The 11978-nt window shown below is 72.7% G+C and carries 9 protein-coding genes; 8 read left to right on the top strand and 1 reads right to left on the bottom strand.

Annotated features, from left to right (window positions below; genetic code table 11):
- Nucleotides 1-94 precede the first annotated feature (94 nt).
- Together G6O68_RS04645 and G6O68_RS04640 are read left to right on the top strand one after the other, a co-directional pair.
- Nucleotides 95-2098 carry a hypothetical protein gene (locus G6O68_RS04645; RefSeq protein WP_165245305.1) on the top strand — a complete coding sequence of 668 codons (2004 nt, stop codon included), beginning with the start codon at nt 95-97 and terminating at the stop codon, nt 2096-2098.
- 308 nt (nt 2099-2406) lie between these two features.
- Complete coding sequence (locus tag G6O68_RS04640) at nt 2407-2874, top strand: hypothetical protein (protein WP_240911036.1); 468 nt, start codon at nt 2407-2409, stop codon at nt 2872-2874.
- Nucleotides 2875-2912: 38 nt separating this feature from the next.
- Here the strand turns inward: G6O68_RS04640 and G6O68_RS04635 are convergent, their stop codons facing one another.
- The gene (locus G6O68_RS04635; protein ID WP_165245303.1) at nt 2913-4403 is read right to left on the bottom strand and encodes a leucyl aminopeptidase; all 1491 of its coding nucleotides are present in this window, start codon (nt 4401-4403) and stop codon (nt 2913-2915) included.
- A 149-nt stretch (nt 4404-4552) separates the two neighbouring features.
- Between G6O68_RS04635 and G6O68_RS04630 the strand changes: the two genes are divergently transcribed.
- The 6 genes from G6O68_RS04630 to G6O68_RS04605 all read left to right on the top strand — a co-directional run bounded on the left by G6O68_RS04630 (nt 4553) and on the right by G6O68_RS04605 (nt 11893).
- Complete coding sequence (locus G6O68_RS04630) at nt 4553-5008, top strand: GNAT family N-acetyltransferase (RefSeq protein ID WP_165245301.1); 456 nt, start codon at nt 4553-4555, stop codon at nt 5006-5008.
- A 154-nt stretch (nt 5009-5162) separates the two neighbouring features.
- Nucleotides 5163-5633, top strand: coding sequence for a PEGA domain-containing protein (locus tag G6O68_RS04625; RefSeq protein ID WP_165245299.1), 471 nt, complete (start codon nt 5163-5165; stop codon nt 5631-5633).
- Nucleotides 5634-5829: 196 nt separating this feature from the next.
- Nucleotides 5830-6681: a carbon-nitrogen hydrolase family protein gene (locus G6O68_RS04620; RefSeq protein WP_240911050.1), complete on the top strand. Its 852-nt coding sequence runs from the start codon at nt 5830-5832 to the stop codon at nt 6679-6681.
- Between the two features lie 239 nt (nt 6682-6920).
- Nucleotides 6921-8510: a hypothetical protein gene (locus tag G6O68_RS04615; RefSeq protein WP_165245295.1), complete on the top strand. Its 1590-nt coding sequence runs from the start codon at nt 6921-6923 to the stop codon at nt 8508-8510.
- A 163-nt stretch (nt 8511-8673) separates the two neighbouring features.
- A complete protein-coding gene (locus G6O68_RS04610) occupies nt 8674-10176 on the top strand; it encodes a HEAT repeat domain-containing protein (protein ID WP_165245293.1) in 1503 nt (500 codons plus the stop codon).
- A 181-nt stretch (nt 10177-10357) separates the two neighbouring features.
- Nucleotides 10358-11893, top strand: a complete 1536-nt coding sequence (locus G6O68_RS04605; protein ID WP_165245291.1) for a HEAT repeat domain-containing protein — start codon at nt 10358-10360, stop codon at nt 11891-11893.
- The last annotated feature ends 85 nt before the right edge of the window (nt 11894-11978 follow it).

The following is an 11978-nucleotide window of genomic DNA, read 5'->3' as shown; positions in this document are numbered from 1 at the left end:
TTCCCCGCCCCGCAGGCGACGATCGACGGCGAGGCTCCGACGCTCGTCGGGACCGGCCGCCCAGGGAACTTCGACGAGGGTGAAGACGCTCCCCATGTCCGAGATGAGCGCCCGCAGCAACACGCGGCTGGAGCCCGAGGAGTCCTGGACGGTCGTCACCGAGTCGCCGTTGAAGGGGCTGGCGTTCGCGCGCGAGGCGGGCCGGATCCTCGCCTGGGACGAGGGGAACCAGCTCTACCTGCTGAACGTCCACGGCGAGATGACCTCGTCCACGCGGTCGCCGAACCGGGTCCTGGCCGGGACGATCAGCGACGACGGCTCGCTGGTCGCGATCCTCTGCGACAACGACGACGCCGGCCTCTTGATCCTCAGCGGCGACCTGGAGATCCAGGCCGAGCGCGCCGCGCCGGGCGAGGCGTCGTTCGTGGCGACCGACCCGTTCGGCCGCTACGTCGCCGTGGGGAGCCGGCTGGGGGCGGTTCAGCTCGTGAACCGCCACGGCCGGGCGGCGGGGCGGATCGAGACGATCCAGCCGATCGCGCACCTCTGCTTCGTCCCCGACCGGCCGTTCGTGGTCGGGGCCGCGGCGTTCGGGATGCTCGCGGGGGTGGACCTGGAGGCTTCGCGCACGCCGGGCCGGCTGGAGCCCGAGGTCGCCTGGCAGGACCGCCTGATGTCGAACGTGGGCCGGCTGACCTGCAGCGGCGACGGCTCGATGATCCTGGCGAGCTGCTTCACGCACGGCGTCCAGCGCTTCGGGCTCGATGGCCGCAACGCCGGCTCGTACCACCTAGGGGGGACCGTCTCGCACGCCGTCCCCGACTTCCCCGGCCGGACGATCGCCGCGGCGACGATCGAGGGGGAGCTGGCGATCATGAACTCGGCGGGGAACGTCCGCTGGCGGACCCGCCTGGACCGCCCCGTCATCGCGCTGGAGATCGACCCCCTCGGCCGGTTCGCCATCCACGGCCGGGCCACCGGCGAGATCACCCGGCTGGACTTCTTCGGGCCCCCGGCCGGCCGCGAGGCGGCGAAGCCGGCCCGCGCCTCGGCGACGGCGCCCGCCCCGGCCGGCGGGGCCGCCCGGGGGCGTGGGGGGACCGGATCGGTCCGCAACCCCGACTGGGCGGTGCAGGCGGTGCAGACCGAGGACCAGGCCGAGACCGTGGTGTCGATCGTCTGCGACGACCCGCCGTGCATCGCCGTCTTCTCCAGCCCGAACCGGCTGGAACTCTACGGCACGGACGGCCGCAAGCTCGGGGCGGGGCCGGAGACGACGGGGGTCGGCCGGATCCTCCGCACCGCGCCGGGGTGGCTGGCGGCGGCCACCGACCGCCAGGTGGCCCTCTGCGACCTGAGGCGCGGGGAGAGTCGGCGGGTGGACCTCCGGCTGGTCGAGCTGACCCACCTGGCGATCAAGCCCGACTCCTTCGGACTGGCGATCGTCCAGGAGCGCGACCGGATCGGCCGCGCGACCCCGGCGGGGCGCTGGGTCTGGAAGCACGAGCTGCCCTCGGCGATCGAGGACGTGGCGATCGGCGTCGAGGGCTTCGCCGCGGCGACCACCAACGACGGCCGGCTCCTGGTCTTCGACCCGGCGGGCGAGATCACGCCGAGCGGCGGCTTCGACGCGGCCGACCCGCCGTTCCTCATCGAGGCCCCCGAGGGCTCGCCGCCGGGGCTCGCCTGGATCACGCTGGCCCGGCGGGCCCAGGAGCTGAAGGGGCACGACCTCCGGGGGGGCGTGGCCTGGAGCCGCCGGCTCCCCTTCGAGGCCTGGTCGCTCGCCCGGCTCGGGCCGTTCGCCGTGATCGCTTCGGCCGACGGCCGCGCCCTGGCGTTCGACGGCGCCGGCGACGTCCGGTACGAAGGGGCCCCCGGCGGCGGTGCCAACGACGTCTACGCGCTCGACCCCGAAGGCCGGCCGCTCCGCATCGCCCGCAAGGACGTCCACGTCCTCTGCGCCGGGCTCGACGGCCGCGTCCGCTGGCGGGCCGTGGCGCCGCAGCCCGTGGGGCCCTGCGCGGCGGGCCGAGCGGGGGTCGCCGTCATGTTCGGCACGAAGCTTGCTTGGTTCTCCAGCTCGTCGGCTCGATGATCCCGAAATCTCCCCTGGGTCGGCCATGTTGCTGCAAAACGACACCGGCCCGACCTCGTCGAGGAGGCTCCCGAGGATCCGCCCCGGCGCGACGGGGGCCTTTCGAGAAGAGACTTGCCGGGGCGCGAAAAAGGGCGTAACTTCGACTCCAGTCCAATCTCGGCGAAAAATCGATCCGGGCTCGCCCACGTTTCCGGGGCTTTACCAGTAGATACAGGTAAGGCCGACCGATCCGTCTGCATTCGCCCGCCTTCCCGGCCGAGTGAGAAAGGCCGGGGATCGGATCGTGTCCTTGTTTGGAGGGGTCGATGGTGCCTCTGTCCATGGCCGAAGCCGAGATCGAGCCGAAGGTCCGATCGAGTCTTCAGGAGCGCGCCGAGCTGGAGGCCCTTCGGTTCAAGTGGATCGAGAGCGAGAAGGCGGGCCACGACCTCGGGGAGATGGCGATCCGGGCCTGGATCTGTCGCTTCTGGAACCGCTTCGTCCGCCAGCGGTGGCTGGAACACCTCCACGGCGAGACCTACTGGGTCGAGTTCGACGCCAAGGCCTACGGCGTGGTGAAACGCCCCGGCCTGGCCGACTCCCCGCTCGTCGACACGATCCTCGAGCATTTCAAGTGGGGCGAGGAGAACCTCCACATCATCCAGTGGGCGATGGACGCCGACCAGCCGATGGATGAGATCCGCGCGATCCTGACCGCCCTCGACGTCAACAGCTCGCGGATCCCCTGCCGGTTCGACCCCGCCCGCCCACGCTTTCGCCACGCGGCGGGCTGAATCGGGCCTCTCCCTCCTCCGAGCCCCGATCCCGGGGGTCATGACCGGGCCGCAGCCTCCATGAGGACCGTCAGCGTCCGGACGAAGCAGCCGGTCCCACCGGCGTCGCGGCTCGCGGACTCGGAGTCCGCCCAGCTCGGGCCGGCGATGTCCAGGTGGATCCAGGGGACGTCGGCGACGAACTCCTGGAGGAACTTGGCGGCGGTGACCGCGCCCCCCCAGCGGGCCCCGACGTTCTTCATGTCGGCGACGCTGCTCTTGAGCGAGTCCTTGAAGTCGTCGTCGAGGGGCAGGGCCCAGACCCGCTCGCCGGCCGCCTGGCTCGCCTCGGCCAGCTCCTTCGCGAACGCCTCCTCGTTGCCGAACAGGCCGGCGATCTTCGTCCCCAGGGCGACCAGGCAGGCCCCCGTCAGCGTGGCCAGGTCGATCATCCGCGCGGGCTGCGCCTCGGCCGCGTAGCTGAGGGCGTCGGCCAGGATCAGCCGTCCTTCGGCGTCGGTGTTCATCACCTCGACGGTCTTGCCGTTGCGCATCGTGAGGACGTCGCCCAGCTTCATGGCCCGGCCGCCGGTCATGTTCTCGGTCAGGGCGACGTATCCCTTGACGTTGATCGGAAGCTCCAGCCGGGCCGCCGCCAGGATCGCCGCGACGACCACCGCCGCGCCGGTCATGTCGGCCTTCATGTCCTCCATCGAGGCGCTCGGCTTGAGGCTGAGGCCGCCGGAGTCGAACGTCACCCCCTTGCCGACCAGGGCCAGGGTCGGGGCGTCGCCCCCGTTGAGGTAGTCGAGGGTCACGAAGGCCGGCGGCTCGTCGGAGCCGGCGGCCACGGCCAAAAGCCCGCCGAATCGCTCGGCCCGGATCCGCGCCGGGTCCCAGACCTCGACCGCGACGCCGTGCTCCTCGGCCGCCTTGCGGATCACCTCGGCCAGCACCTTGGGCGGCTTCTCCGAGGGGGGCGTGTTGGCCAGCGTCCGCGCCAGGTTCACCGCCTGGCCGACGACCTCGCCCCGGGCCGCGAGCCGCTCCAACCCCACGAGCCGCTCGTCCGAAGTGCCGTCGGGGGCGACGAAGACGACCTCGAACGGGTGCCGGTTGGGCTCGGTCTTGTGCAGGCCGGGCCCCTGCATGCCGACGATCAGGCCCTCGACGAGCGCCGAGACGGGCGCGGCGTCGCCCGCTTCGAGGACGGCGGCCAGGCTCACCGCGACCTTCTCGCGGGGCTTGCCGGCCAGCCGCTTCGCCAGCGCCACGCCGGCCGCGTAGGCGTTGCGGGCGTCGAACTTGGCCCTCGGACCGAGGCCCGCCAGCAGCACCCCCCTGGTCAGGAAGCCGACCGGCTCGTGCAGGGCCGTCGTCTCCCCGACCGACCCCTTGATCTCCTTCTCCTCCAACAGCCTGGCGGCGAGGGCCTCGATCGAGGTCCCGGTCAGGTCGGACGCGGGCCCGCCGTTCTTCTCGAAGATCCCCACGGCGATCCAGGGCGCGTCCACGGTCGTCAGCGGCTGGCGGATGATCCGGATCGTCATGATGGCGGGCTCTGTCCTGGCGAAGGGAGGATGGCGAGGGGCTCGGCCCGAGCCCGGAAACCGATGATCGCAGGGCGTCCCGGACGCGCCAAGGCGTTTCCCTTTGCGGCGGCGGGGCGGGTGCGGCAAGATGTGGCGAAGGAGCGGCCATGACGATCGTCCCCGTCTCGAAGCCCGACTATCCCCACCTGGTTCGGATCTGGGAGGCTTCCGTGCGCGCCACGCACGACTTCCTGACCGAGGTCGACATCCAGGTCATGAAGCCGCTGATCCTCGACCAGTACCTGGACGCCGTCGAGCTGGCCGCCGTCCGCGACGATTCCGGGGCGCTGGTCGGATTCCTGGGGACCTCCGGCCGGAAGATCGAGATGCTGTTCGTGGCCCCGGAACGCCGAGGCGAGGGCGTGGGCCGGATGCTGGTCGACCACGCCGTCGATCGGCTGGGGTGCGATGAGGTAGACGTCAACGAGCAAAACCCCCAGGCCGTCGGCTTTTACCGGCGGATGGGGTTCCGCGTGGCGGGCCGATCGCCGCGCGACGGGCAGGGGAACCCGTTCCCGCTCCTGCACATGACGCGGGGCGAGGGGGAGGATTCCGGGGCCTGACGGGGACGCCGATTTCGCGGCTCAAGCCGCCTTGCCGGGTTAGGGCGTCAAGGTTAGAATCCCGGCCGCCCTCGCCCCGCGGAGCGCCGACGCGCCCCGACGGGGACGTCCTCGGGATTGGCCGGGTCCGGCCGGCGAGATGGGAGAGCCAAGGATGGTGAGTTCCCCGAAGGTGGGCCGTCGCGCGGCGGCGAGCCTCGCGCTGGCGGTCGCCTGCCTGTGCCTGAACACCGGCTGCGTGATCCGTCGCTACACGATCCGGAGCGAGCCCCCCGGCGCGCAGGTGATCGTCAACGACGAGGAGATCGGGCCGACGCCGGTCTCGAAGCAGTTCACCTTCTACGGCGACCGCGAGGTCACCCTCATCAAGGACGGCTTCGAGACCAAGACCGTCATCCAGCCGGTCCCCGCCCCCTGGTGGGACAACCTGCTCACCGAGTTCTTCGCCGAGAACGTGGTGCCGTTCACCCTGCGGGACGAGCGCGAGTTCACCTACGACCTCCAGCCGGCGCAGTCCCCCGCGGCCAACGACCTGTACGACCGGGCCAACAACCTCCGGGCCGAGTCCCAGGCTCCCCCGACGCCCCGGCGGCGCGGGTTCCTCGCCTGGCTGGGCTTCGATTGATGCACGCAGCCTGATCGATGAGCCTCGAACCGGGCCGGACAGGATCGTCCGGCTCAAGACGCCGGCCCGCCGATTCCGATGATCGAGGAAAATCGGCGGGGCCGGTCCCAACCGGGGGAATCGCTCCCCCGCGAACCGAGACCCGACATCGCGTTCGCCGTCCTCAGGGATGTGGAGGTGGACTGAAGTGAAGTTGATGGCCGCCGCCGTACAAATGCCGAGCGACCTGCTCGACCTCTCGGCCAACCTCCAGCGCGCCGACGGCCTGCTCCGGCAGGCCCGCGACGCCGGGGCCGAACTCGTCGTCCTGCCCGAGCTGTTCAACACGGGCTACAGCCTCTGCCCCGACTTCGGGCCCTACGGCGAGACGCCGGAAGGGCCGACGATGACCTACCTCCTCCGACGCGCCCGGCAGTGGAACCTCCACATCGCCGCCGGCTACGTCGAGCGCGAGGGGCGGCACCTGTACGACTCGCTCGCCTTCTGCACCCCCGGCGGCGACCTGCACGTCTACCGCAAGCGGAACCTCGTCTTCTGGGAACGGTTCCGGTTCCACCCCGGCCGCAGCCCCCTGATCGTGCCGACCCCCTGGGGCCGCGTGGGCTTCGCCGTCTGCGCCGACATGATCTACGACCGGGTCTGGCAGGAGTATCGCGACCGGATCGACCTGGCGGTGGTCTCGGCCGCCTGGCCCGAGTTCGCCGACCGCGGCACCGGCCGCCGGCACTGGCTTTTGGGCCGGGTCGGCCCCCTCTGCAGCGACATCCCCGGGCGGGTCGCCGAGGACCTGGGCATCCCGGTCGTCTTCGCCAACCAGTGCGGCGAGACCCAGACCCGGATCCCGCTCTTGCACACCACGATCCGCGATCGCTTCGCCGGGCTCAGCAGCATCTGCGACGGCCGCCACGGCGAGCCGCTCCGCGCCGGCGTCGGCCCCGACCTCTTGTTGAAGCCCGTCACCGTCCACATGAAGCGAGGAATGAAGTCGTGGCATTTTACGTCCCACTCGGCCCCCGCGGCGGCCTCTTCCGCCTCGGCACCGTCCTGATCGGCATCATGGGCGTGGTCATCTATCGCAAGGCCTACCGCCGCCGCGAGGAGACCTTCCTCAACCCCACGCTGCCGACCTGCTCCTCGCTCGACTCGCTCCACGTCGAGTGAAGCGACCGGAAGGCTCGCCCGGCCCCGAATTCCTTGGCGGTCTCGACGCACCCCGGTTAGCTTGAGCTTCGGGGAATCGAGGTCGCGCGGGTGCGGCCGATCCAGGGTCCGGGCGGGGGCGGCGGCATGAAGTTCCCGATCCGAGTCCTCCGGCGGCGCACGTCGTCCGAGGCGAACCTCCTCCCCGGCGAAGCGCCGGGCGGGGGGAGGTCGTTCGGCGTCCGCACCATGATGATCCTCGTGGCCGCCTCGGGCGCGGTCATCTGGGCCGGCATGACGGTGCGCGAGGCGATGGCCCCGGTCCATCTCTGGGCGAGACGGCTCCGAAACGGCGCCGCCGACGAGCGGCTCGCGGCGGCCTGGGACCTCGCGATGCTGGGGGGAGACGCGAAAGCGGCCTTCCCGTCGCTGGCCGCGGCCCTCGGCGACCCGGACGAGCGCGTCGCGGTGGCGGCGGCCTGGGCGCTCGTCAAGCTACAGCACGGGGCCAAACCCTCCCAGGATCCCCAGGCGGCCGACGCCGCGCGCGAGACGCTGGCGACGTTGATCGAAGCCATGAGAGATCCCAGGCCCGCCGTCCGCGAAGCCGCGGCGGACGGGCTCGGCCACGCCCTGACGCCGATCCTCGGCGTCGCGGACCTGGATCGCAACGCGGGGGCGCTCCTGGCGACGCTGGGGGACGAGTCGGATGGGGTCAGGGCCGCGGCCGCCAGGTCCCTCGGCGTCCTCGCCGGACTGGCTCCCACACTCGCGCCCGAAGGCCTGACGGCGGCCCTGGAGCGGGACCCCTCCGCTCCCGTTCGGGCCGCGGCGGCCCTTTCGCTGGGGAGCTTTCGGGCGGGACGCGACGCGATCGCCGTGCGACTCGTCCGCGCCCTGGGGACGGACGAACCGGAGGTCCGCGACGCCTGCCACAAGTCGCTCGTCCGGCAAGCCGGCCTGCGCGATCCGCTGTTCTCGTCGCGGGCCGCGATCGAGGCCGCGATTCGAGACTTCCCGCCGCGGACTGCGGCGCTCGTCCCCGAGATGATCAAGACGCTGGCCAGCCCTGAGCCTCGGGCCCGCAGCCACGCCGCCGCGATCCTCCGCGAGAGCGGCCCCGAGGCCGAGTCGAGCGTCCCGGCCCTGATCGACATGTTGCGGCGAGAGGTCGACTCCTACGACCCGGCCAGGCCGACCGGCGACCTCTCGCTCTGGGATCCGATCGTCCAGGGCGCCCAGGCCCTGGGCGATCTCGTCGACGTGTCCCCCCGGACCGTGGAGGCCATCCCGGTGCTGATCTCCATCCTCGAAAGGGGCATGTACGGGGCCAGGCCCTTGAAGACCACCGAGGCCCTCGCGCGATTCGGCCCCGAGGATGCGGAACGCGCCGTGCCGATGCTTCTCGGTGCCCTTCGTCGAGAAGCGCCGCAGGGCGACCTCTTGGTCGGGGCGGTCTGCGAGGCTCTGGGGCGGATCGCCCCCGGCACCCCGCAGGCCGACGAGGCGATCGCCGGGCTGATCGACGCGCTCGACGGCGACCGACCGGCCAAGGTCGCCAACGCCTCCAGGGCCCTCGCAAGCTTCGGCCCGTCGGCGAAATCCGCGCTGCCCCGCCTGCGGGAACTCGCGGCCTCCTCGCTGAAATCGAGCGGTCGATCCGCCGCACTTTCTGCGATTCGTTGGATCGAGGGAATCACGCCGGAGGGCCCGTCGGAAGCGGAGCCCGACCCTTGAGAGTCGTCCCAGGCGTTCGCGCCCACGTGGCCCGCCGCCTCCGACCGGCCTCGTCGGCCGGACGCACGGCTCATGCCGGGGGCCGGGAGGTCGCGGTAAGCTGTGGGGCGTCCGGCCTCATAGAGAATCCGGGGACCAGGTTCGGCCGATGGAGCGATTCGCCATGAGACGTCCCCGCGCGTGGTTCACCAGGCAAGGCTCGATAGCCCCGTCGGAGGATCCGGGTGGCGCCCGCAAGCCCTCCATCAGCGTCATGGCGCTGATGGCGATCGTCGCCACCTGCGGCCTGACCTTCTGGGCCGCCCGGGTCGTGCGCGACGACCTCGCGCCGGTCCACACCTGGTCGAGGATGCTCCGGGACGGCGAGGTCGATCAGCGTCAGGAAGCGGCCGCGGCGCTCGCGGCGATCGAGGCGCCCCAGGTCCCGATCGCGCTCCCGGCCCTTTCCGCGGCGGTCCTCGATCCGGACGCTCGCGTGGCGACCCAGGCCATCCAGGCCCTGGGTCAGGCCTCGCGGGTTGCGGGCGATCCCGACCTCGGCCGACGGGCGGTCGAGGCCTTGGCCGTCGGGCTGGGGGACGCCAGGCCCCAGATCCGGGCCTGGACAGCCCTGGTCCTCGCCAATTCGGCCGCGGCTCAACTCGGGCCCGAGGGGGCCTCGGCCTGGACCGACCCGCTGCTCGCCGCGCTGGGCGATCCCGACGAGAACGTGCGGGTCGCCGCCACCAGGGCTCTCGCCCGGGTCCCTTGCGGGGAAGCCGGCCTCGCGGCGCTGGAGGCGATCCTGGCCTCGGACGCCTCAACCCGAGTCCGGAGCGAGGCGGCCCTCGCCCTGGGCTCGTCCCGGACGGACTTCGATCGCGTCACGATCGCCCTGCTCCACGCACTCGGGAAGGACGAGGCCCCGGTCCGCGAAGCCTGCGATTCGGCCCTCTTCAGCATGCACGTCGACCCCACGCGGCGGAGGTCCGCGGCCATCGTGCCGAGGCTGACCGAGGCGCTGGCGGACCCCGATCCTCGGGTCCGTTGCCACGCCGTCGCCACCCTGGGCGAGATCGGCCCCGCCGCCGAGTCGAGCGTGGCCCCGCTCGTCGCCATGCTGCACGAGCCGTCCAGCCCCGAGACGTGGAGACCTTCCGTGAATGTTCCGATCCGATGGCAGGCCGCCTCTCAGGCCGCCCTGGCGCTCGGACGGATCGCACCCGAGACCCCCAGGGCGAAGGAGGCGACGTCGGCCCTCATCGCCCTACTACGCGAGGGAAAGGACGAGGACGCGCGGGCGTCGGCCGCCGAGGCGCTCGCCGATTTCGGCGCCGACCTCACCACGCCGGCCGTGCCTCTCCTGCTGGACGTCTTGAAAGCGACCGTGGGCAATCCCCCGCCGATGCCCCCGGCCCCTTCGATCTGCTTCGCCCTCGGCCGGATCGCCCCCGGCTCGCCGCTCGCCGTCGACGCGATCAAGGCGCTCACCGCCGCGCTCGATTCGGCAGACTCCGACACGCGGCTCAAGGCCGCCGAGGCGCTGGGGGCGTTCGGGCCCCGAGCGAGCCCCTCACTGCCCCGGCTTCGAGCCCTCGCGGGCTCGGGGGGCGAGGATCACCGGGTCGTCGAGGCCGCCGGGTCGGCCGTCCGCCGGATCGACGCCGCGTCCTCGGTCGGTCCGTAGGGCTGAGGATCGCTCTCCACGACGAGACTCGGCCGACTCGGCTTCCGTTCGCAGATCGCCCGCCCGGTCTCCACCTCGGCACGGGCTCTTCATGGCAGGCGTCCATACGTCGCGGTAAGCTGGGGAATGTCCGCGTTTATCGGGCGTCCGGGGGCCAGGGCCGGCCGTCAGGAGATTCGCCATGAGATTCCCCCGAGTGCGGTTCACACGGCGACTTCGGCCGCCCCCGGCGGAGGATGCGGGAGGCGCCCGCAAGCCGGGCTTCAGCGTGCTGGTGCTGATGGGGGTGGTCGCCACCTGCGGCCTGACATTCTGGGCCGTCCGGGTCGTGCGCGACAGCCTCGCGCCGGTCCACGGCTGGTCGAGGATGCTCCGGGACGGCGACGTCGATCAGCGGCTTGAGGCCGTTGCGGGGCTCGCCACGATCGACGGTCCCCACGTCCCGACCGCGCTCCCGGCCCTCTCCGCGGCGGTCCGCGACGGCAACGACCGCGTGGCGGCCATGGCGTCCCAGGCCCTGACCCAGGCCTCGTTGGCGGCGCTCCGGTCGGGAGACCCGGCCTCGAGCCGACGAGCGGTCGAGGCCCTGGCCGTCGCGCTGGGGGACCCCAGGCCCGAGATCCGGACCTGGGCGGCCCTGGGGATCGCCGGTTCGGGCGCGGGCCAACTCGGGGCCGAGGGGGCCTCGGCCTGGACCGATCCCCTGATCGCCGCGCTCGGCGATCCCGATGAGACCGTGCGGCTCTCGGCCGCCAAGGCCCTCGGGCAGGTCCAGTGCGGGGGAATCGGGCTCGCGGCGCTGGAGGCGACCCTGGGCTCGGACGCTTCCGAGCGAGTCCGCGTCGAGTCGGCCCGGGCCCTGGGCTCGTGCCGGACGGACTTCGATCGCGTGACGTTGGTCCTGATTCGAGCCCTTCGGACGAACCACGGCGAGGTCCGCGACGCGTGCGCCGGGTCGCTCTCCCTGATCCTCGAGGATCCCAGTCGCCGTCGGTCGGAGGCGATCGTCCCGCAACTGGTCGAGGCCCTGTCCGACGCCGAGCCCGAGGTCCGCTGCCAGGCCGCCGCGGTGCTCGGCGAGATCGGCGCGGCGGCCGAACCCGGCCTCCCCGCCCTTGTCGCGATGCTGAATGAGCCGGAGCCGGAGCGGGGGACGATGAGCTACGGGCCAGGCGGCTGGATCCGCTGGGAGCCCGTGAGCAACGCCGCCCGAGCGTTGGGCCGGATCGCGCCGGGGACGTCGAGCGAGGAGGAGGCCGCCGCCGCCTTGCTCGCCGCGCTCCGCGAGGAGAAGTCCGATCTCCGGAGGGCGGCGTTCGCCCAGGGGCTGGCCGAATTCGGCCCCGAGCTCGGCGGGCCGGCGGTGCCGATCCTGCTGGAGATCCTCCGCGAGGCCGCGGGCCGGGCCAAGTCGGGCCCGCCGGCCCCCGCGGTCTGCCTCGCGCTGGGACGACTCGCGCCGCGTTCCCCGCTGGCGGACGACGTCCTCGCGGCGCTGACCTCCTCGCTCGATTCGAAGGACGACGATACGCGGCTCGCCGCGGCCGAGGCGCTGGGGGCGTTCGGCCCCCGCGCGAAATCCGCGCTGCCCCGCCTGCGCGACCTCGCGGGGCCGGCCGAACAGGGCAGGTGGGAGCGGCCGACCGTGCTGACCGCGATCCATCGGATCGAGGGCGAGCCGGCGTCGGATGGCTCGGCGGCGGGCCCCTCGGAATGACGCCGGGAGCACGCCCGCCGGTCGCGCCGCGAGATGCGATCGGCTCGGCGTCCGTTGGACAGGATCGGGCCATGACGGCCCGCCG

This window comes from Paludisphaera soli, assembly GCF_011064595.1.
GTDB lineage: Bacteria > Planctomycetota > Planctomycetia > Isosphaerales > Isosphaeraceae > Paludisphaera > Paludisphaera soli.
The sequence above is the reverse complement of the archived record's forward strand: the minus strand, read 5'-3'. Positions and strand labels throughout refer to the sequence as shown.

Bases quoted from the DNA above. Each gene is read 5' to 3' on its own strand.
- G6O68_RS04615 (WP_165245295.1), top strand. From the start codon at position 6,921: ATGAAGTTCCCGATCCGAGTCCTCCGGCGGCGCACGTCGTCCGAGGCG.
- G6O68_RS04635 (WP_165245303.1), bottom strand. From the start codon at position 4,403: ATGACGATCCGGATCATCCGCCAGCCGCTGACGACCGTGGACGCGCCC.
- G6O68_RS04640 (WP_240911036.1), top strand. From the start codon at position 2,407: ATGGTGCCTCTGTCCATGGCCGAAGCCGAGATCGAGCCGAAGGTCCGA.
- G6O68_RS04625 (WP_165245299.1), top strand. From the start codon at position 5,163: ATGGTGAGTTCCCCGAAGGTGGGCCGTCGCGCGGCGGCGAGCCTCGCG.
- G6O68_RS04605 (WP_165245291.1), top strand. From the start codon at position 10,358: ATGAGATTCCCCCGAGTGCGGTTCACACGGCGACTTCGGCCGCCCCCG.
- G6O68_RS04645 (WP_165245305.1), top strand. From the start codon at position 95: ATGTCCGAGATGAGCGCCCGCAGCAACACGCGGCTGGAGCCCGAGGAG.
- G6O68_RS04610 (WP_165245293.1), top strand. From the start codon at position 8,674: ATGAGACGTCCCCGCGCGTGGTTCACCAGGCAAGGCTCGATAGCCCCG.
- G6O68_RS04620 (WP_240911050.1), top strand. From the start codon at position 5,830: ATGGCCGCCGCCGTACAAATGCCGAGCGACCTGCTCGACCTCTCGGCC.
- G6O68_RS04630 (WP_165245301.1), top strand. From the start codon at position 4,553: ATGACGATCGTCCCCGTCTCGAAGCCCGACTATCCCCACCTGGTTCGG.